Annotated in this window: 27 protein-coding genes; 5 read left to right on the top strand and 22 right to left on the bottom strand. The window is 27.8% G+C overall.

What is annotated here, in order from left to right:
- Positions 1-8 precede the first annotated feature (8 nt).
- The 19 genes from atpA to CAQ16704_RS00890 all read right to left on the bottom strand — a co-directional run bounded on the left by atpA (position 9) and on the right by CAQ16704_RS00890 (position 15,069).
- A complete protein-coding gene (atpA, locus tag CAQ16704_RS00980; protein ID WP_039666490.1) occupies positions 9-1,514 on the bottom strand; it encodes a F0F1 ATP synthase subunit alpha in 1,506 nt (501 codons plus the stop codon).
- 9 nt (positions 1,515-1,523) lie between these two features.
- The gene (locus CAQ16704_RS00975; RefSeq protein ID WP_039666489.1) at positions 1,524-2,045 is read right to left on the bottom strand and encodes a F0F1 ATP synthase subunit delta; all 522 of its coding nucleotides are present in this window, start codon (positions 2,043-2,045) and stop codon (positions 1,524-1,526) included.
- Positions 2,045-2,551, bottom strand: a complete 507-nt coding sequence (locus CAQ16704_RS00970; protein WP_039666488.1) for a F0F1 ATP synthase subunit B — start codon at positions 2,549-2,551, stop codon at positions 2,045-2,047. Before CAQ16704_RS00970 ends, CAQ16704_RS00975 begins: the two co-directional genes overlap by 1 nt.
- A gap of 9 nt (positions 2,552-2,560) precedes the next feature.
- Complete coding sequence (locus CAQ16704_RS00965) at positions 2,561-2,986, bottom strand: FoF1 ATP synthase subunit B' (RefSeq protein ID WP_039666487.1); 426 nt, start codon at positions 2,984-2,986, stop codon at positions 2,561-2,563.
- Between the two features lie 63 nt (positions 2,987-3,049).
- Positions 3,050-3,892 carry a ParB/RepB/Spo0J family partition protein gene (locus CAQ16704_RS00960; protein ID WP_039666486.1) on the bottom strand — a complete coding sequence of 281 codons (843 nt, stop codon included), beginning with the start codon at positions 3,890-3,892 and terminating at the stop codon, positions 3,050-3,052.
- A gap of 5 nt (positions 3,893-3,897) precedes the next feature.
- Complete coding sequence (locus CAQ16704_RS00955; protein WP_039666485.1) at positions 3,898-4,680, bottom strand: ParA family protein; 783 nt, start codon at positions 4,678-4,680, stop codon at positions 3,898-3,900.
- Positions 4,677-5,312, bottom strand: coding sequence for a biotin--[acetyl-CoA-carboxylase] ligase (locus tag CAQ16704_RS00950; RefSeq protein ID WP_039666484.1), 636 nt, complete (start codon positions 5,310-5,312; stop codon positions 4,677-4,679). The genes CAQ16704_RS00955 and CAQ16704_RS00950 overlap by 4 nt, the downstream gene beginning before the upstream one ends.
- Positions 5,293-6,204, bottom strand: a complete 912-nt coding sequence (gene fmt / locus CAQ16704_RS00945) for a methionyl-tRNA formyltransferase (protein ID WP_039666483.1) — start codon at positions 6,202-6,204, stop codon at positions 5,293-5,295. The genes CAQ16704_RS00950 and fmt overlap by 20 nt, the downstream gene beginning before the upstream one ends.
- Positions 6,205-6,278: 74 nt before the next feature.
- Positions 6,279-6,758, bottom strand: a complete 480-nt coding sequence (locus CAQ16704_RS00940) for a DUF6194 family protein (protein ID WP_069358613.1) — start codon at positions 6,756-6,758, stop codon at positions 6,279-6,281.
- A complete protein-coding gene (locus tag CAQ16704_RS00935; protein WP_039666482.1) occupies positions 6,742-7,041 on the bottom strand; it encodes a TfoX domain-containing protein in 300 nt (99 codons plus the stop codon). Before CAQ16704_RS00935 ends, CAQ16704_RS00940 begins: the two co-directional genes overlap by 17 nt.
- Before the next feature lie 207 nt (positions 7,042-7,248).
- A complete protein-coding gene (gene obgE, locus CAQ16704_RS00930) occupies positions 7,249-8,289 on the bottom strand; it encodes a GTPase ObgE (protein ID WP_039666481.1) in 1,041 nt (346 codons plus the stop codon).
- Positions 8,290-8,383: 94 nt separating this feature from the next.
- Entirely contained in the window at positions 8,384-8,638 is a 255-nt protein-coding gene (gene rpmA / locus CAQ16704_RS00925; protein WP_002862355.1) for a 50S ribosomal protein L27, read from the bottom strand.
- A 10-nt stretch (positions 8,639-8,648) separates the two neighbouring features.
- Complete coding sequence (rplU, locus tag CAQ16704_RS00920; RefSeq protein WP_039666480.1) at positions 8,649-8,957, bottom strand: 50S ribosomal protein L21; 309 nt, start codon at positions 8,955-8,957, stop codon at positions 8,649-8,651.
- 121 nt (positions 8,958-9,078) lie between these two features.
- Entirely contained in the window at positions 9,079-10,236 is a 1,158-nt protein-coding gene (locus tag CAQ16704_RS00915; protein ID WP_039666479.1) for a hypothetical protein, read from the bottom strand.
- Positions 10,237-10,245: 9 nt separating this feature from the next.
- Positions 10,246-11,589 (bottom strand): DUF6844 domain-containing protein, encoded by a 1,344-nt coding sequence (locus CAQ16704_RS00910; RefSeq protein WP_039666478.1) that lies wholly within the window; start codon positions 11,587-11,589, stop codon positions 10,246-10,248.
- 25 nt (positions 11,590-11,614) lie between these two features.
- The gene (gene lpoB, locus CAQ16704_RS00905) at positions 11,615-12,244 is read right to left on the bottom strand and encodes a penicillin-binding protein activator LpoB (protein ID WP_039666477.1); all 630 of its coding nucleotides are present in this window, start codon (positions 12,242-12,244) and stop codon (positions 11,615-11,617) included.
- 13 nt (positions 12,245-12,257) lie between these two features.
- Entirely contained in the window at positions 12,258-12,578 is a 321-nt protein-coding gene (locus tag CAQ16704_RS00900; RefSeq protein WP_039666476.1) for a putative periplasmic lipoprotein, read from the bottom strand.
- A complete protein-coding gene (locus CAQ16704_RS00895; RefSeq protein ID WP_039666475.1) occupies positions 12,575-13,924 on the bottom strand; it encodes a COG3014 family protein in 1,350 nt (449 codons plus the stop codon). Before CAQ16704_RS00895 ends, CAQ16704_RS00900 begins: the two co-directional genes overlap by 4 nt.
- A 113-nt stretch (positions 13,925-14,037) precedes the next feature.
- The gene (locus CAQ16704_RS00890; protein ID WP_039666474.1) at positions 14,038-15,069 is read right to left on the bottom strand and encodes a cytochrome c551 peroxidase; all 1,032 of its coding nucleotides are present in this window, start codon (positions 15,067-15,069) and stop codon (positions 14,038-14,040) included.
- Positions 15,070-15,279: 210 nt separating this feature from the next.
- Between CAQ16704_RS00890 and plsY the strand changes: the two genes are divergently transcribed.
- The 5 genes from plsY (at position 15,280) to CAQ16704_RS00865 (ending at position 18,812) form a co-directional block, all read left to right on the top strand.
- Positions 15,280-15,891: a glycerol-3-phosphate 1-O-acyltransferase PlsY gene (gene plsY / locus CAQ16704_RS00885; protein WP_039666473.1), complete on the top strand. Its 612-nt coding sequence runs from the start codon at positions 15,280-15,282 to the stop codon at positions 15,889-15,891.
- Complete coding sequence (locus CAQ16704_RS00880) at positions 15,876-16,193, top strand: dihydroneopterin aldolase (RefSeq protein WP_039666472.1); 318 nt, start codon at positions 15,876-15,878, stop codon at positions 16,191-16,193. Before plsY ends, CAQ16704_RS00880 begins: the two co-directional genes overlap by 16 nt.
- Before the next feature lie 79 nt (positions 16,194-16,272).
- Positions 16,273-16,947: a homeostatic response regulator transcription factor HsrA gene (gene hsrA, locus CAQ16704_RS00875; protein ID WP_039666471.1), complete on the top strand. Its 675-nt coding sequence runs from the start codon at positions 16,273-16,275 to the stop codon at positions 16,945-16,947.
- Between the two features lie 123 nt (positions 16,948-17,070).
- Positions 17,071-17,316: a YfhL family 4Fe-4S dicluster ferredoxin gene (locus CAQ16704_RS00870; protein ID WP_012660922.1), complete on the top strand. Its 246-nt coding sequence runs from the start codon at positions 17,071-17,073 to the stop codon at positions 17,314-17,316.
- Entirely contained in the window at positions 17,316-18,812 is a 1,497-nt protein-coding gene (locus CAQ16704_RS00865) for a Ppx/GppA phosphatase family protein (protein WP_039666470.1), read from the top strand. The genes CAQ16704_RS00870 and CAQ16704_RS00865 overlap by 1 nt, the downstream gene beginning before the upstream one ends.
- On the opposite strand, the gene CAQ16704_RS00860 is transcribed toward CAQ16704_RS00865, so the two are convergent.
- Genes CAQ16704_RS00860 through CAQ16704_RS00850 form a run of 3 tightly spaced genes read right to left on the bottom strand, consistent with a single transcriptional unit; the run spans position 18,809 to position 20,285 of the window.
- The gene (locus tag CAQ16704_RS00860) at positions 18,809-19,573 is read right to left on the bottom strand and encodes a hypothetical protein (protein WP_039666469.1); all 765 of its coding nucleotides are present in this window, start codon (positions 19,571-19,573) and stop codon (positions 18,809-18,811) included. The two genes, CAQ16704_RS00865 and CAQ16704_RS00860, sit on opposite strands and share 4 nt — an antisense overlap.
- Positions 19,570-19,866, bottom strand: coding sequence for a flagellar motor switch protein FliN (gene fliN / locus CAQ16704_RS00855; RefSeq protein ID WP_039666468.1), 297 nt, complete (start codon positions 19,864-19,866; stop codon positions 19,570-19,572). The genes CAQ16704_RS00860 and fliN overlap by 4 nt, the downstream gene beginning before the upstream one ends.
- Complete coding sequence (locus tag CAQ16704_RS00850; RefSeq protein ID WP_039666467.1) at positions 19,863-20,285, bottom strand: chemotaxis protein CheX; 423 nt, start codon at positions 20,283-20,285, stop codon at positions 19,863-19,865. The genes fliN and CAQ16704_RS00850 overlap by 4 nt, the downstream gene beginning before the upstream one ends.
- Positions 20,286-20,372: the final 87 nt, after the last annotated feature.

The following is a 20,372-nucleotide window of genomic DNA, read 5'->3' as shown; positions in this document are numbered from 1 at the left end:
TAAAAACCTTATATATGGTTTGCTTTAAACTCACTCAATGCTTTAGCTAGTTTTTCTTCCAAATCTTTATCTAAAGCCTTTTTCGTTCTAATTTGCTCAAAAATTTCTGGATATTTAGCTTCAATAAATGGATACAACGCCACTTCAAATTCACTAATTTTTGAAACAGCAATATCATCTAAATATCCCTTAGTACCTGCATAAATCATAACAATCTGATTTTCTGCTGAAAGCGGAGAATATGGAGGTTGTTTTAATACCTCAACCATTCTTTGACCACGTTCAAGTTGCTTTCTACTAGCCTCATCCAAATCACTTGCAAATTGAGCAAAAGCTTGTAATTCTCTATATTGAGCCAAATCAAGCCTTAAAGTACCTGAAACTTGTTTAGTAGCTTTAATTTGAGCAGCACCGCCAACACGAGATACAGAAAGACCCACATTAATCGCTGGACGTATACCTGAATTAAATAAATCAGTTTCTAAGAAAATTTGACCATCGGTGATTGAAATAACATTAGTTGGAATATATGCTGAAACATCTCCTGCTTGAGTTTCAATAATAGGCAAAGCTGTTAAACTACCTGCTCCTAATTCATCATTTAATTTACTTGCTCTTTCAAGCAATCTTGAGTGTAAATAAAATACATCTCCTGGATAAGCTTCGCGACCTGGTGGACGACGTAAAATTAATGACATTTCACGATAGGCAACAGCATGCTTACTCAAATCATCATAAACAATTAAAGCATGTCTTGAATTATCTCTAAAATATTCACCCATAGTAACTCCAGTATAAGGAGCAAGATATTGTAAAGCAGCAGGATCAGAAGCACCTGCATTCACAACTATACTATAATCCATTGCACCATATTCTTCAAGTTTTTTTACCACTTGAGCAACCGTGCTTTGTTTTTGACCAATTGCAACATAAATACAAATAACATCTTTTCCTTTTTGACTAATAATAGTATCTATAGCAACAGTCGTTTTACCTGTTTGTCTATCTCCAATAATTAATTCTCTTTGACCCCTACCAATTGGAACTAAAGCATCAATTGCTTTAATACCTGTGTGTAGTGGCTCATGAACACTTTTTCTAGCCATAATACCTTTTGCTTTTTCCTCTACAAAACGATATTCACTTGCTTCAATTACACCCTTAGCATCAATAGGTTCACCCAATGCATTTACTACGCGACCTATTAATGCGTCACCAACAGGAACTTTTAAAAGTTTTTTTAGTCTTTTTACAGAGCTTCCTTCTTTTAAACCAAATCCTTTTCCTAAGATAACAATACCCACGCTAGATTCTTCAAGGTTAAGAACCATTCCCTTTTCACCATTTTCAAATTCAACCATTTCCCCAGCCATAGCATTTTTAAGACCATATACCTTAGCAACACCATCAGCAATCGAAATAATTTTACCAGTTTCTTCTATTTCAAGATTAAAGTCAAATTTTTCAATTCTTTCTTTTATAATAGAACTAATTTCATCTGCTTTAAATTTCATCAAATCTCCTTAAATTGCTTTTAATATATATTCATTCATTTTAGCTTTTAAATTTTTCATTGAAAATGAAATTTCATATCCAAGTCCATCTAAGCTAACTTTTACACCATCATTATCACTTATTTTACTATCTAATCTAATATTTGCATTAAACTTTTGACTAAGTTTTACTTCTAAATTCTTAATTTCTTCTTGATTTAATACTTCTTTTGAATAAACTTGTCCCAAAAACATATTTTCTTTTAGTGCTTTTTGTTCATTTAATTCTTTAACTATATCTGGAATCAACATTTCTCTGCTATTAGTTATAATCAAAGTAAGAAAATTTTTAAAAGGTTCACTAGTATTATCTAACAAAGAAAGTAAAAATTCCAATTTTTTTTCTTGCTTTATTTCATATGAATTTAAAATACTTACAAATTTTTCAGAATTATATGCAGAGCTAAGCTGTATTAAATGATTATAAAAAAAATCAAAATCATCTCTTTCTAGTATAGCTTTAGCATAAGTTTTCGCAATAACACTATTCATTAAGATACCTTTTTCATCATAATATTTAAAATTTCTTTTTGTTGTAGTTGCAAATCTTTATCCTCAAAAATTTCTTCCAACACTATTTGAATAACCTCTTTTTCCATTCTTCTTGTTTCGTACTCTTTATGTTCTTCGTATGTTTTTTCCAAAGCTTTAAGCTCCATTTTTGTTTCACTATCAATTTTATCTGCTATAATTTCAGCTTCTTTTCTTGCAAGTGCAACTGCATTTGCAGCATCTTGTTTTGCAAGATCAAGTTTTTTCATCATTTCTAATTTATGATTTTTACTTGCAATAAGTTTTTCTTGAATTTCATTCATTTTAGAAGAGATTTTGGCAATTCTTCCTTTGTAAAAATTTTTCAAAGGAGTAGCAATAAAATAGTATAAAATTGCAGCAAATAATATAAAATTAATTGCTCTTGGGATTATATCATATTCCCCATTTCCATTGCTAGCTGCAAAAGCATAAAAAGGAAATGCTAATATTAAAAAATTTCTCATCTTTTTTCCTTAAATTCTATTCAGGCTTTGTTTAAAACTTTGTTTAAATTCTGGCATTTTTAAACTCATTTCTTCTTTTAACTCTTTTTCTTTCTCTTTAAGACTTTTTAAAAATACAATCATTTGTTCTTCTAATTCTTTTTTTCTTGCTGAAAGCTCTTTTTCTTGCTTTATTTTAGCTTCTTCTATTGCTTTTAATTTGATTTGATTAATTTCATCTCTTGTTTGGATATGAATTTTTTCTAATTCAATTTCAACATTTGAAATATCATCAGAATTTTTTTTCATTCTCTCTTCATCATTTTTAATAGTTAAATCTCTAGAATCCATAAATTTAATTAAAGGCTTATAAAGCATAGAATTTAAAACTGCTATCAAAAGCAAAAAAATTATGCCTGTAGCTATCATGATGGAAAAATGTACATCATTAAACATTAATACTCCTAAAATAAAATAGATAGAAATATTTATTTTATCAAAAAATACCTAAAAACATATTTAATCTAGTATTTTTATAAATTTTGCCACCTCATCTTCATTCATAAAATCAATGGTTAATTTTAAATTTTTAACCTGCGTTTTAAATTCTAAAGTATTTAACTTTTCTTCTAATTTGATCATTGATTGATATTTTCTACCACTATTTTTTTCTATTTTTTTATTTTTAAAATTTTTAATTAACTTTTCTGTATCTCTAACATTAAGTTTTTGACCTATAATGGTATCTACTATCATTTTTTCATTTTCTTTTTCAAGACCTACTAAAACCTTTGCATGTCCTTGAGAAATTTTGCCTTCTATAATAAAATTCTGTGTCTGCTCGTTTAAATTTAGAAGTCTTAGTGTGTTAGCAATCTGTGATCTTGATTTATGAATAAGATCTGCTAATTTTTCTTGAGTAATATTATGAATTTCTAATAATTCCTTGTATGAGTGTGCCAATTCTATAGGATTTAAGTTTTCTCTTTGAATGTTTTCTATTAAGGCCAATTCTCTAAGCTTTTTATCATCAACATTTAAAACTATAGCTTTAATTTGGTCTTTTTTTAAAAATTTACACGCTCTAAATCTTCTTTCACCTGCTATTAAAATATAACTAAACTCATCTTTTTTTAAAACTACTATAGGTTGAATTAAGCCGTATTCTTTTATAGAGCCTGCCAATTCTTCTAAAGCTTGTTTATCAAAATTTTTTCTTGGTTGATAAGGATTTGGGCTGATTAATTCTATGTCAATTTCTTCTATTCTATTTTCACTAGATCCTAATTCTTTTTCATAAACCTTATCTATATCAGCTAAAATACTACTTAAACCTCTTCCTAATGCACTTTTTTTTGCCATTTGTTTTATCCCAGTATAGAGTATGCTAAATTTTGATAAGCCAAAGAGCCTGGAGATTTTATATCATAAAGTATAATAGGCTTTCCATAACTTGGACTCTCAGCTAATTTTACATTTCTAGGTATAATAATAAAATCATCTTCATTATCGCCTGTTCTAAATAATTTTTGTTTAAAATTTTGTTTCAGATCTTCAAATGTATCTTTAGAAAGATTGTTTTGAGAACTATACATAGTAGGTAAGAAACCTTTGATTTTAAGTTTTGGATTGATGGTTTTTTTTACAAATTTAATGGTATTTAAAACCATTGCAACTCCTTCTAATGCATAAAATTCGCATTGTATTGGAATAATTACACTATCACTAGCCGCAAAAGCATTTACTGTAATACTCCCGAGTGCGGGAGGTGAATCTATAATAATAAAATCATAATCTTTTGCAATTTCTTTAATTTTTTCTCTCAAAATAGTTCTATACTCACCACTTTCTTTTACCACTTCTTGCTCAATTCCAACCAAAGAAATATTAGAAGGAGCTAAATACAATTGAGGGAGTTCTGTTTTTAAAATAATTTCTGAAAGCTTTTTTCTTCCTATAAAAACATGATAAATATTATATTCATAATTATTTCTATTAAAACCAAGTCCTGTTGTAGCATTAGCTTGTGGATCAATATCTATTAAAAGAACCTTTTTTTCAGCTACAGCCAAAGAAGCTGCTAAATTAATTGCAGTAGTAGTTTTACCTACACCACCTTTTTGATTTGCAATAGTTATTATCTCACTCATCTTAAACTATATATCCTTTTATTATCTATCAATATAGAACCATCTTTATACAGTAAAGCATCTTTTAATGATAAAATTTTGCCCTCATTATGTATAAAAAAATTTCTTGACTTTTCAAATTCTAACATATACTTGCTAAAAATATTCTTCCATAAAATTTTATCATCAATATAAATAAAATATTCATTTAAAAGTTCTTTAATATCGACTTCTATGTCTAAAATTTCAGCATTAAATGGGGCATATTTTAGATTGATTCCTATACCAATAATCAAAAAATTATTAATTTTATTACTCATCAAACCACCAATTTTTTTATCATCTATATAAAAATCGTTTGGCCATTTAATCCATACTTTAGATTTTTTTTTCTTTAATACTTCTTTCATTAAAAAAGCAAAATATATACTAGCAGAAGCCAAAGGAAGATCTTGTGGTAGTTCTTGAATTTTTTTGCAAAAAGATACATGTAAATTTCCTTGCTTACTTTGCCATGTGTTATCTCTGCTTCCTATACCAGAACTTTGGTTAAAGGCACATATAGCAGTATTATCTACAATCTCATTATTTCGAATTTTATCATTCAAATAAACTTGAGTAGATTCAAGTTCATCAAAATAAACTATCTCCAAGTTTTAACCTTTTTCCATTCAAATAAGTCTTAGCATCTAAGGCTTTTTTTCCACTTTCTTGTAAAATTTTAATCCTTAAAATGCCTTTTTTACATGAAAGCAAAAAGCTTTCCTTTTCTATTTGCAAAATAACACCTGCTTCTTGATTTTTTTCACTATCAACTAATTCTATATCTAAAAATTTCATACCATTTTCCAAAAAAATTCCAGGCCAAGGATAAAATGCTAAAAATTTTTGATAAATTTCGTTTGCATTATCTAAACTAATCGACCCATCTTCTTTTTTGATTTTTTTACAATACGTAACCAAACTTTCATCTTGCTTTTTTGGAATAATTTTTTCAAAATTCAAAAGCGTAGAAATAGTAAGTTTGGCTGCTAAATTTGAAAACATAGTAAAAACTTCTGCTGAATTTTTACCCTCGATATTACATTCTATACTTTCTAAAATTGCACCACTATCAAGCCCTTCTTCCATAAGCATTGTGCAAACTCCACTTATTTTATCCGCGTTTAAAATGGCACTTTGTATAGGAGAAGCACCACGATATTTAGGAAGTAAGGAAGCATGCAAGTTTATACAAGGAGCAATATCTAAAATTTCTTTTGGCAAAATTTTCCCATAAGCAGCAACAACTATAAAATCAGGTTTTAAGCTTTTTATTTCATTAATTATACTTTCATCTTTTAAAGTTTTTGGAGTGAAAATTTTGATATTTAAATTATTTTCTAAAACAAATTTTTTAGTTTCACTTGGAGTTAAAATTTGCTTTCTTCCTACAGGCTTATCAGGCTGAGTTAATAAAGCTTGGACATTAAATCCTTTATCGACAAGCTCTTTTAAAATACAAGTTGCATAAGATGGAGTTCCCATAAAAATGATATTTTTCATAATTTTCCTATTATCAAATAGTGTATTATATTAAATATGTGTAAATTTTATAATTTTAAGGTTTTAAAAGATATTTAATTGCTTTTTATTCTTTTTTGGTAAGTTTTTATAGCTTTTTGATATGAAAGCTCAAGATAGTCTTTAAAAATTTCGAAATTTTTTCTAGAAGGACTATTAATACAAATATATCCCATATAAGCATAAATTGGATGAGGCATGATAAAATCAAGCATAGAAAAATCGTAATTTAAACTAACAATCTCACCCTTTAAAGCTTTTTTAGGTTTTTGACCAAAAAGCTTTTGGTAATCTTGATCACAAAGAGAGCAACTTAAACGAAATACACCTTCTCTATTTAAATTCGAAGCTTTATCATTTACCCCATCATTTTCTTTAATAGTACAAAAATAAACTCCATTTTTTAAAACCCTATCGGGATTATAAAAAAAGCTATGTTCTTTATAGGTAAATTTATATACTAAGCCTTTAAAATTAGACTTAATGTATTCTTGAATAAAATCTATATTTAAACTATTTTTACATTTTACTTGCAAATTTTTCAATTACCTTTTTTAGAATTTCAATATCTTCAACATCTAAAATATACCATTGTTTAGCTTTTGGATAGGGAATGCCTAAATCGTTATCTTTTAAAAGTTCATTTAAAAAAGAAAATTGTTTGATATATAAAACATCATCGCAAAGTAAAAATATAGGCTTATTATCAGCATAAATACAATACTCACCAAACATCTTTCTTGCACTAAAAACAATTTTGCTTTCACAAAATCTAAGTTGCTCTAAAACAAAATCTTTAAAATATTCGCTACTTGCCATAATTCCCCTTTTTTATAAAGAAAAAATGAAATTATTTTTCATAATTGATATTTGGTATAAATAAAATAACTAATTCCTAAAATAAATCAAAAATTCCAAAAAAACAAGCATTAAATTTTACCAAGATAATAAGATACATAAAACAATCAAAATGGATTAAAGCTATAATTAATTACAAAGCATTGTTTTTGGTTTTTTTATTTTTCATCATTTTTCGTTTTTTCTTAATTTTTCAATCTCCTCTAAAAGCATAAATTTAAGCTCTTTAAGCCCAGTTTTTTCAAGACTTGATACTTTAATCAAAAAACTTTGTGGATTGTTTTGACCTTGCAAATAAGCTTTTAATTCATTATAATCATCTTCCATTTTTTGAGCAAATTCCTCACCTAAATTTACACTATCACTTTTTGAAAGCATTATTCCAAAATTTCTTGCATAAAGCTTGCTTGAAAATTTTTCCAATTCCTTTCTTAAGATACAAAATTGTTCTTTCAAACTCATTTCTCTTAACGGATCAAGCACAAAAAGTAAAAAAGAAGTCCTTTCTATGTGTCTTAAAAATTCAAGTCCCAAACCTTTTCCATCACTTGCACCTTCTATAATACCTGGAATATCCGCCATTACAAAAGAGTTATAATCATCTACCTCAACCATACCAAGCTTTGGGGTTAGAGTGGTAAATTCGTAATTAGCTATTTCAGGTTTTGCATTAGATACTACACTTATAAGAGTGGATTTTCCTACATTTGGAAAGCCAACAAGCCCTACATCTGCTATGAGTTTTAATTCTAAACGCACACTTAAAGTTTTTCCTGCAACACCTAGTTGAGCATAATCTGGGCGTTGATTAGTGGAGTTTTTAAAGTGAGTATTGCCAAGACCACCTTTACCACCTTTTAAAAATAATTCTTTTTGACCTTCAACAAGCATATCAAGCAAAACTTCTCCGCTTTGTGCATCAATTACTTGGGTTCCTTGCGGAACAATTAATTCTAAATTTTCCCCTCTTTTACCATTTTTATTTCGCCCTAAACCTGGTTGGCCATTTTGAGCCTTAAGCTCTTTTTTACCTTTAAAATGAACTAAGGTATGAGTATTATTATCGCAGATAAAATACACATCACCTCCATTTCCGCCATCACCACCATCAGGCCCACCAAGTGGGATATGTTTTTCACGGCGAAAACTTACTGCACCCTTTCCGCCATCACCTGAACTTAAAACTAATTTTACATTATCTATAAACATACAATCACCAAAGTATAAATTTTTAAAATGATATTATATTTTTTTTAATATATTAAGATAAAAAGAAGAGAAAGGCTACAAAGTAGCCTTAAAATTATGCAGGATAAACAGAAACTTTTTTTCTATTTTTATCTTTTCTTTCAAATTTTACAAAACCATCAATTAAAGCAAAAATTGTATGATCTTTTCCCATGCCTACATTATTACCTGCATGAGTTGCTGTTCCTCTTTGGCGAATGATGATGTTACCAGCACGAACAAATTCTCCACCAAATTTTTTAACACCTAGACGACGACCTATAGAATCACGATTATTCTGAGTTGAACCTTGACCTTTCTTGTGTGCCATTCTTTACTCCTTATGCTTTAATATCTACTACTCTAACGCGAGTAAATTGTCTTCTAAAACCGCGTTTTAGCTTAGAGTCTTTTCTGCGTCTTTTTTTATAAATCACAACTTTTTTGTCTTTTCCATGAGCAACCACTTCTAAAACAACTTTTGCACCCGCAACAAAAGGCGCACCTACCTTTAATTCTTTATCGCATACAGCAAGAACTTCGCTTACTTCTACACTTGATTTTACTTCAGCTTCAAAACGATCTAGTTTAAGCTCATCACCTTGGCTTACTCTATATTGCTTTCCGCTGTGTTTTATAATAGCATACATAGCTATCCTTTCTTAAAATATTTTGGTAGCACCATAAAGCATTATGTATAAAACATAAATTTAGAAAGCTTTAGTGGTTAAAACTTGAGATTATACTCAAATAATTTTAAACTTAGGTTAATCACCATCCTAAATTTACTGTTCCGTTTTGATTAATACTATGTTGTTTTTCCATTCCTACATCGCCGCCATTTAAAGGTCTACAAATGTCTCCTTTTTTTACATTTCCTTCAAGAATTTTTGCATATGAAAGTTTTGGTGTTGAGCGGGTAATTTGAACCTTTCCACTTTTAGTTTCTATTCTTGCTGTATTTTCTTTTGTGTAAGAATCTTTAACAATTTCACCTAAAGAATAACACTCATAAACATCATCATTATTTAATGTTTGTGAAAATATAACTTCACTATTGATAATTTTCTCTATTTTTAAAGGATAAATAGCATTTAAAATATCATCTGAAATTTTCTTTGCTATTTTTTCACTTAACTTTTCACTAGCTACTAAAGAATCACCTTTGGTAGAAGCTGACATAGTTAAAGTATTTGAAAATTTAATCTGTCTTGTAGCAAATAAAAGCACACGATAATCAACTACAACATCTATTTTATTTCTACTACCTTTTGTTTTAAGATCAACTCCACCAATATTAAATAATAATATATAATCAGTAGCTAAAACATTCTTTAATTTATATATCTCATCTTTATATGCATCGGGTGATTTTATCAAGGCTTTTTCCATATCATAATAACCCTTAGAATCACGATCTAAAACATTAAATTTTCTACTTTGAATTAAATCTGTAATAATTTTTTGTTGCAAGATTGCCCCAAATTCTTTATAATTGTAAGAAGTATTAAAAACAGTAATGTTTCTTCTATTGTTAGTATTCAAACCTGGAGCTTGGTATTTTTTATCTATAGTTGTTTTAAAAACTGTTACACTAGCAATATATCCTTTATCATTTTGTTCTACATTATTAATCTCGTAAGTGTCTATTTTACCTTTTGTAGTCTTTAAAAGTTGCTCTTTATAATTATCTTGGATATTGGTTTTCTTGCTATTTGAATCAATATTAATAAAAATTTCTTTAGCTGAATCAATATCAACTCCATTTAATTTTCCAATAGCTTCTATAATGGCATTATTCACAGCTTCATCTCTAGTTACACCAACACCTTCGCCAGTACTTGATTGATTAGAAGTAGAACTAATGATTTTTGCATTTAAATTTAAATGCAAAAATAAACTTAGAATGCAAATATATAAATATCTCATGGAATACTCCTAAAAATCATCTATATCATTGACAATATTAGAACTTCTTTGTATATTAGAAGACTTTTTAGACTCAGTTTTTGGAGTGTTTGTGTTTGAATTTGATTTTAAAGCTTCATTAATATTAGCTACATTATCATAAGAATAAAATCTTACGACGCCCACATGCTCTATACCATTTTCGCTTGTATAGCTCCATTTTTTAAGCGTTTTTATACCTTTGATTTTCCCGCTAGCACTTGCTTTTATTTTTGTATTGATTTTTTCTATAATATTTGTAAAATTTTGAATTTGCTCTTGAGTAGTATTATCATTGATATTTAAGCTTTGCTTGATAATTTCTTCATAACTTTCACCTGTAGTTTTTTCATCTTTTAAGCTTAAATTTGTATTAATAAATTCTACAATAGCAGCATCAGCCATAGTTGAAGCTGTATCTTTTGCCCTATCTTCTAATATATTTGTTTTTTTAGCATTATTAGCATCGGCTATATAGCCCCAATTCCCATAGCTTAAAATGACAGGTAAGCCTTTTTCATCATAAACCAAGCGTATACCATATTCATTGAGAAAACCTTTTTCTTCTTTTGGTAAATACTCACTTATATTTTTGCCTTTACCTTTTATATTACTTTTTCTTGCTAATGCCATGTCTTTTGCAAGTTGACGTGTTTTATTTGATACGACAGCAATTACACCTATATCATATTGTCCTCTTCTTTGTGTAATTATAGTTTGAACAGGAATCAAACCACTCATTGAACCAACTGCACTTGTGATAGTTTTATTGAGAAATTCTTCTTTTAATAAAGTCTTTTTTCTTTCCTCTGTTAAACCTTCTACATTGATACCTAAATCTTTTAAAGCCTTGTCTAATTTTGCTCCGCTTAATTGAGCAAGTTTATCAAAAATTTGACTTACAACGCTTCCTTTTGGAAGTTCTTCAAATTCTTTTGCATTTGTAGAATTATCAGCTTCATAACTTTGAATTTTACTCACCGCTATTCTTCCAAAAGCATCTTTTATAAATTCAGCCTGCAAATTTAACATAGCTTTTTGATAAGCATTTTGTAAAGCTTGAGCAAATTGTGGATCGCTATTACTTAGTGCAACTACACTTTTTCCAACATAAAAAGTTTTTCCATCTTTTGTTATACCATATTCTATACCAAAATTATCTGCAAATTCTTCAAAAAAGTCATCTACTGATTTAGGAGTAATATCTTTAGTACTAGCATCTGATATTTCATTTTGAGTTTTAATATCTTCTTGGGTAATTTCTACTTGTGGCGTTGCTTGTGCATAAAGAAAACTTACTACAGCCAAATAACCTACAATAAATATTTTTTTCATTATATATCCTTATTGAATTAAATTATTACCAACTGACAGTTTTACTAGACCCAAGCTTGTTAATTCTATTAGTTTTTTGCCACACTACTAAACCGCTAACTTTCTCAGCTAATTTCATTACAAAAAAATACTCAACTTGAGTTTTTCCATTATTTAACTTTATATTTTGTTGATCAATTCTACCTTGCAAAGTAAGCGATGCACTAATTTGGGTATAGTTTTTTGAAACTGTAGCTTTATCGTATCTATCATCATCTTTATCACTTATAAGCTCATCCATATTATTTTGAGTAGCACTATCACTTCCTTGAGTAGCTGAAGCTGCAAATTTACCAGAATTTATAAGTTCTTCCACCATTAAATCTGTTAAATTTCTAGTATCAATTCTTAAAGCAGTGTTATTTACCACATCGTAAACTGCAACTATAGCCTTACCAGAATTTCCTATTTTATTTACAACATACCCTGAGTTAAACAAACTATTTAGCATTTCTTTAGCAGTATTGTCAAAATCTTCCCCAGTTAAAGCCATACTTAAAGAATCACCTTGTTTTACTTTAGCCGCAGTCCCATCTACATAAGTAGGCTGTTGAGTACAAGCACTAAATAAAACACCTATAGCTATAATGTTTGTTAAAATTTTAATTTTTTTCATTTTTGATCCTTTTTTATTTAATATATATTTTATATTTTTTTGCTTGCTTATTGGTAGCTATATTTTGTACAATATAGTCTTGCCTAGCCAATAATCTAATATTTTTGTAATTTTTATCAATGGTATTTTTCACTGCAAAACCATCTTTATCAAACCATTCTATTTTATAAGAAAGTTTTTTGTCTATAAAACTATAAAAAACAATCTGCACTTCTAATAATCCTGCATTATTTATTCTTTCATTAACGCTTTTAATATTTGTATGTTTGATTGGCTTTATTTCTTGTGCAAATAAAACAATACAACTCAAAAGTAAAAAAACTATCTTTTTCATTTTTCTATTACACTAATATTTGGCAAAATATAAGGTGCAAAAGAACGAACAATTATTAGCACATTCTTTTTTGGGTCTACTTCTTTAGAAAGCAACTCATCATTATTGGGTGTTTTAACTACTACCCTGCCAGTGTTTTTAACCATAACCACCTCAATGCTTTGTGGCAAACCCCTCCAAGATCTAACATCAGCTTTAGTTGTTGCTGCGGTTATAATACCACTAGCAAGACTTAAAATTCCTCCCGTTGAATCATTATTTGCTACTGCTGCGTTAACGGTAGTTTTTAAAATAGCCGATACTATTGCTTTTGTAACTATTGCTGGTTGTTCAAATTTAAATTCACTTGCAACTACATTATCTAAATCAACTAATTTTGTAGTATTATTATCATTTACACTAAGATATTCAAAAGATTGGCTTCTTTTTTTCAAAGTAGGCAACGCAATAGAAGTTGTAGTAAGCGTATTATTTAAAATTAAAGGTAAGGTCAATTTAAATTCATCTTTTATCACACCAAATCCATTTTCATATACGACAAAAATATATTTTTTATTTTTATGAGCACGATTTATTACCTTCCATTCTTTATTAATTTCTTTATTTTTAGGATTTAAAATTTTAATTTCTTTAAATAAGTCTTTGGCTAAGGTATAATCCTTACTCATATAATAAAAAATAGAAGCTAAATAAGTCGCATAAGGATTGGTAAAATTCTTACTTGTTGAAAATTCTTCAAATAATGCTTCATATTGAGAATTTATTTGTTTTGATGATTCACTGAAATTTTTATTAAAATTTGGATCTTCTTTTTTAGCTTTTTCCAAATCTGCCTTATTTTTAGCAATTTGGACTTTAAAATAATCTTTTGCTCTATCTTGACGCAGTAATGCTCTTTTAAATTCTACTCTTGCATTATTAAAATCACCTTCACTCATAAAATTTAAACCCTTGTATACATTAACCATAATTCTTTCATATAAAGAACCATCATAATCCAATATAGAATCATTTATCAATGTAGTTGTAGCTGTTTTAATAATTTTTTGAGCACCATTTCTTAAATCCACATCAACCTGATATGATTCTTCTACTTTGTCAAAAAAACTATTACTAAGATTATAATCACTACAATTTCTTGCGATTAAGCCTGCATTTAAACCTACATAAACTGGGTCATCTTTTTTATCTACTTTCTTCATTTCTTGAGAGAAAAATTCATTAGAACATTTTTTTTGGGTTAATTTCTGTTCAAAATCATTATTAACTTTTGCATGATTAGCACAAGCACTAAATAACAAACCTATAATAGTAATTATAATACTATATAAAATTTTTGTTTTCATTGAAGACCTTTAAATATTAAATAAAATAAAAACAAAAATATACAAGAAAAATTAATAAAAATCAATATCTTTTATTTCCAAAGATACACAAAAATATCTTTGGAAAATTTATATTAAAGCTCTGGTTTTGGAGTTTTCTCAGTTGCTTTTGGGAGCTGAGGATAAGAGATATTTGGTTTTTTACCTGTTAAAGCGTTTAAGAAAATTTCTATAGAAGCTGCTTCTTTATCAGAAATTTCTATACCAAGTTGAACACTACCCATTTCTTTAATTGCTTCTTGTAAAGACCAAATCGCACCATTGTGAAAGTATGGAGCTGTTTCAGCTATATTTCTTAATGTTGGAGTTTTAACCAAACCATTAGCATCTCCTTTAAAGTCTCCTATGTTAGCAAATTTATATTTAGCTGCTACTTGGAAAGCTTGCATACTACCGCCTAAATTTACTCCAGTATGACAGGCTGTACATCCTTTATCAATGAAAGTTTTTAAACCGTCTTTTTCTTTTTTACTTAAAGCTTTTGTATCACCTTCTAAGAATTTATCAAATTTAGATGGAGTTAAAAGTGTTCTTTCAAATGTTGCAATTGCATCTGCAATATTATCAAAAGTTACCCCATTGCTTCCATAGATTTTTTTAAATTCTTTAACGTACTCTGGCATAGATGAAATTTTTTCTACTGCTAATTTTGCAGGAGTTGCCATTTCAGGTTCTGCTTCGATTGGACCTTTTGCTTGATCTGCTAAAGTTCCTGCTCTACCATCCCAAAATTGAGTTGAATTTAGTACTGAATTATAAACCGTTGGTGAATTTAAATGATGTGGATTTGCTGTCCATTTGTGACCCACAGCAGCTGCTATACCATCAGCTCCACCCATACCTAGATTGTGACAGGTATTACAGGAAATCAAACCACTTTTAGAAAGTCTTGGTTCAAAATATAACTTTTTACCAAGATTAACTTTTTCTTTAGAGAATTTGCTAGCTTTAACACCCATTTCTTTTAAAAGTTTCTCAACACCTGCTTGATCCTTTGGCAATGGTGCTAAACCTGCTGCTTTTGCTTCATCTAACAAAGCTTTATCATTAGCCAAAGCAGTTGATGCAACTAATAATGATGCAACTAATAATGAAATTTTTTTCATTATCTACTCCTAAATTAAGATAAAATTAAACTTATTTAAATAAGTTTAATAGAAATATTATCTATAATTTTCTTTAGATTAAATAAAAAATTTGTATTTGTAAATAAAAATTATTATAAGATAAAATATATCTTAAATACTAATTTCAGTTTTGTTTTTGTTATTTTTGATATATTTTTCATTTTAAACATTATTATAAATGGAATGATTATGGAAAACTTAATAATTTATCTTTTAGCTTATCTTATAGGTGCTATACCTTTTGGTTTTTTATTAGCACAACTTTTCGCTAAAACCAATATTAAAAACTCAGGTAGTAAAAGTATTGGAGCAACTAATGTTTTAAGAGTAGTAAAGGAAAACAATCCAAAACTTGCGAAAGAACTTGCTATTGCAACTATCGTTTTAGATGCTTTAAAAGGAATTTTACCTATATTAACAGCAAAATTTTTAGGATATGATGAAAATATTTTATGGACTATGGCCGTTTTAGCTGTATTTGGGCACTGCTTTTCACCTTATTTAAAATTTGAAGGTGGCAAAGGTATTGCAACAGGTGCTGGAGTTTTAGCTATATTTTTACCTTTAGAAATTTTATGTTCTTTTTTAGCTTGGCTTATTATAGGAAAAATCTTCAAGATTTCAAGCTTAGCTTCTCTTGGAGCTTTAGTAGTTTTAATCCTCACCTCTTTTATTTTTCACTATGATATGCCTATTATTAATACACATGCACCCATTTTCATTATTGCCTTTATAGTAGTATACAAGCACATACCAAATATTCTAAGGCTTATTGGAAAACAAGAATGCAAAGTCATATAAAAATTAATTTAGAATTTAAGTGCATTATAGGGCTTTTAGATTTTGAAAGAATTCAAGAACAAAAAGTTTTTCTAAAACTGGAAGCTAAAAGTAAAAAATTTTTAGATTATGCTAAATTATGCATAAGAATTGAAAAAATTTATAAGAAAAAAAAATTTAAAACTATAGAAAAATCTTTAAAATATTTATGTAAGGATATAAAAAAACATCATAAAAAGATTAAATTTATAAATATTACTTGTTATAAACCAGATATTATAAAAAATGCTCTTGTTGGTGCAACTATCACTAAAAAATATTAAAATACTTTTAAAGAATTTTGAATATTTGCTTAACTTGTGTTATACTTTAGTTCATTAAAAATTTCTTAAAAGGAATAAAATGCGTATTTTAGTTGTAGAAGATGAAGCATCACTAAATAAAACACTATCAAATACTTTAACTGAATTTGGGTACCAAAGTGATACTTCAGAAAATTTTAAAGATGCTGAGTATTTTATAGGTATTAGACATTATGATTTAGTGTTATCAAATTGGACCATTAGCGGTAATGATGCAAGTGATTTGATTAATGTTGTAAAACAAAAATCCCCAAGAACTGCTATAATAGTAATGTGTTCAAAAGCAAACAAGGAAAATGAAATTAAAGCATTAAAAACTGGAGCAGATGACTATATAAAAAAACCTTTAGATTTTGAAATTTTGATGGCAAGAATTGAAGCTAGACTTAGATTTGGTGGAACAAATGTAATTAAAATAGATGATTTAACTATTGATCCAGATGAAGAAAAAATTACTTATCAAGGAAAAGATATTGAGTTAAAAGGTAAACCCTTTGAAGTTTTAACTCATTTAGCTAGACATTCTGATCAAATTGTATCAAAAGAACAACTCTTAGATGCTATTTGGGAAGAACCAGAATTAGTAACTCCAAATGTTATTGAAGTAGCGATTAATCAAATTAGACAAAAAATGGACAAACCACTTAATATTTCTACTATAGAAACTGTGCGTCGTAGAGGCTATCGTTTTTGTTTTCCAAAAAAAGCAAACTAAATTTTAATCAGAATGAAAATTTATCTCATTCTGATTAATTTTAAATTTTCTTATATTTTTAAATTACATATAAGTTTTTATATAGTATAAGTTAGCTTTATCACTTGTGAAAAGGAAAAACATATGTCGCTTTTAATCACTAGAGAATGCATATCCTGTGATGCATGCAGGGAAGAATGTCCAGATGAAGCAATCTACGATAATGATCCAATTTATGTTATAGATCCTGACCTTTGCACAGAATGCGTGAATGAATTTTCAGAACCAGCTTGTATAGTAGCCTGTCCGGTAGATTGTATTATACCTGATCCTGATAATGTTGAAAGCATCGATGAGCTTCGCCTTAAACATAAAAATAAAGATATTTAATGGCAAAAAAAACAGCAGTAATTGATCTTGGCTCTAACTCTGTTCGTATGGTTGTTTTTGAAAGAACCTCAAGATATGGTTTTTTCGTTTGTAGTGAGTATAAAAAAAAAGTTAGACTTGGAGAAAATGCTTATAATAATAATAAAATTCTTCAAGAAGATGCAATGCTTAAGGCTCAAAAAGCTTTAATTTATTTTAAAGAAAAAGCCTTTAAGGAAAAATGTAGAAAAATTATTATTGTTGGAACATCTGCTTTAAGAGATGCACCCAATGCAAAAGACTTCATTGCTAGAATAGCAAAAAATGTGGGTTTAAATATAAAATGCATCAATGGCAAAACCGAATCATTCTTAGGAGGGCTTGCTGCACTTAATTTGTTGTCAAATATTCAAAATGCAACAACCATAGATATAGGCGGAGGCTCAACAGAATTATGTTTAATCAAAAATGGGAAAATAGTTGATTGTATTTCTTTAGATATTGGTACCGTAAGATTAAAAGAAATATATTATGATATGAAAAAATTTGATGCATTAGATAAGTTTATAAAAGAAACTCTTTTGCAAATTCCAAAATCATTCCAAAATGAAAACATTATTGCAATAGGTGGTAGCTTAAGAGCCTTATCTAATTCTATTATGAAAAAAAATTCTTATCCTTTAAAAATAATTCACAATTATAGCTATAGTTTTGACAAAGAAAAAGCATACATAGAGAAAATTCAAAATGCTAAAAATTTAATTGATTTTAATATAAAAAAAGATCGTTTTGACACTATTAAAGAAGGTTGTATAATATTTTTAAATTTAGCAAAAAACTTAAAAGCAAAAACAATTATCACCTCTGCTGTTGGCGTAAGAGAGGGAGTGTTTTTATCAAATATTTTTCACAAATATACAAAAATAAAAAATGAAACAACGGATTTTTCAAGCTTTAATGCTAAATTTCCGCCTAATTTTAACCCTAGCTTAAAAGCATTACAAGATCGCTTTTGTGTTAATTATATAGATAAAAGTGCTTATTTTGCAAATAAAATATTTGATGCACTTTTACCTATACATAAAATTGATATAACTTATAAAAAAAGTCTTTTAAATGCAGCAAAACTCGCTCATATTGGAGAGAGAATAAATTTTTATTTTGCAAATGAACATAGCGCATATATGGCATTAAATGGTTTGCATTTTGGATTTTCACATAAAGAAAGCTTACTTATTTCCACTATTTTAAAAGCAAATGGTAAAAAAATTAATCCTTTAACCATAGAACATTACAAAGAACTCTTGCCTAATAACCATATATTAATTTGGCTTAATTTTATTTTAGCATTGTCTAAAAAATTAGCAAAAGACACGGATGAAAATCTTGATTTTGAACTAAAAAACCATACTTTATATATTTTTTCTACAAAAAAAGAAATTTATTTTTCTAAAGAAGAAATCAAAAAAATACTAAAACCAAAACTAATTGTTTTAGCTTTTAACCAAAAAAATTAATTATTTTGTTTTAAAAGCATATTTTTTAATTTTTGTTTATTTTCTTCAAAATAAAAATCAAAATCCTTTTCTTTTGGATTTTGAGAATTTACTTTCTCGCTTTTTTCTAAAACATCATTGGTTTCTAAAACAATATTAGAATTGCCTATTATCATTGTATAACGCTTTAATCCATATTCAAAAACTATAAGTTGATTGTGTCTATCAAGTGGCCTTTGAAATATTAAATTAAAATTTCTATCCAAGGGATGCTTTTGTTTTAAATAATTTTTTAAAAACCAAAGCACTATAAGCAAAAGAATCAAAATACTTACAACTAAAATATAATTTGTAAAATCATATTCTTGCATATTTAAATCCTTAGTTGTTTTTTCACTTAAAGTTTGTTTTGCTGGCAAAGTAAAACTACCCTCTTTTTGTACTCGTAATCTCAAGCCGTACTTATCACCACCTATTGTATCGGCCTTTATCTCTACATTATCACCAACATTTAAAGCAATAAAAGTTTTTTTAGCTTCTGAAAAGATTTTAATCTTTTTGACAAAATCAGAATTTAATGTTTTATCTTCTTCTTTTAAAGTTTCAGCATTCAAAGTAAAAATAACAATACCATCTTTTTTATTTTGACTAACACCCGATTCATAAGGTTTATCAAAATAAAAAGTAATATCCACCCTATCATCTCTTGGATATATATTATAATCAAGAATTTTTGCCCCAAAAAGAGGAAAGGCTAAAAATAAAATCCAAAAAATTTTCATTGCAATTCTTTTTTGAAATATTGCAACACCGATTTTGAATCCAAAATTTCATTAATTCTTATAGCAAGATTTTTTTCATACACCATAACCTCGCCCTTACCAAAAATTCTTTTATTTAAATAAAGCTCCACACTTTCTCCGGCTGGCTTTTCAAGATCTATCACTGAACCTATTTCCAATTTTAAAAGATCTTTCACTGTCATATTAGTAGTGCCAAGTTCACTAACAAAATCGACACTTATATCTAAAATCTCTTCATAAGATTGCAATAACCCTAATTGTTCTTCTGTCATATTTTTTTATAACCTATTCTAAAGCGAGAATTTTTTATTTCGTAAGTAAATTTTTCTTTAAGCTTTATTTTTGAAAATCCATCAATACGTCCTAAATATTCAGGAACACCTAGGCGATATTCATCTTTACCATTGGTATCATTAAGCAACTTTTTAGCATAGCCTATAATCTGATTTGCCACTTCTTTTATCAAATCTGCTAGACCATCTTCTTTAAGCTCTTCATGTAGTAAAACTTGTGCTATTTCATTTAAAACTTTTTTTGAAAAAAACAAGTAAAAACTATACTCTTCATTCTTAAAATATAAAGGAATTGAAGCACCATAAAGCTCACCTCTAATTACACTAGTTTGTGTAATCTTTAATTTCAAAATATGCTCACAAAAATGATATATTGAGTATTCTAGGGTTTTATTCATAGTTTATCCTTAAAATAACTTAATAAATTTATTTTACTAAATAAACCTTTAATCATAATTAATAATTAAAATATAAAATTATAGTTA

Source organism: Campylobacter sp. RM16704, from assembly GCF_000816245.1.
Classification (GTDB): domain Bacteria; phylum Campylobacterota; class Campylobacteria; order Campylobacterales; family Campylobacteraceae; genus Campylobacter_D.
This window is presented reverse-complemented; position numbering and strand designations above follow the sequence as displayed.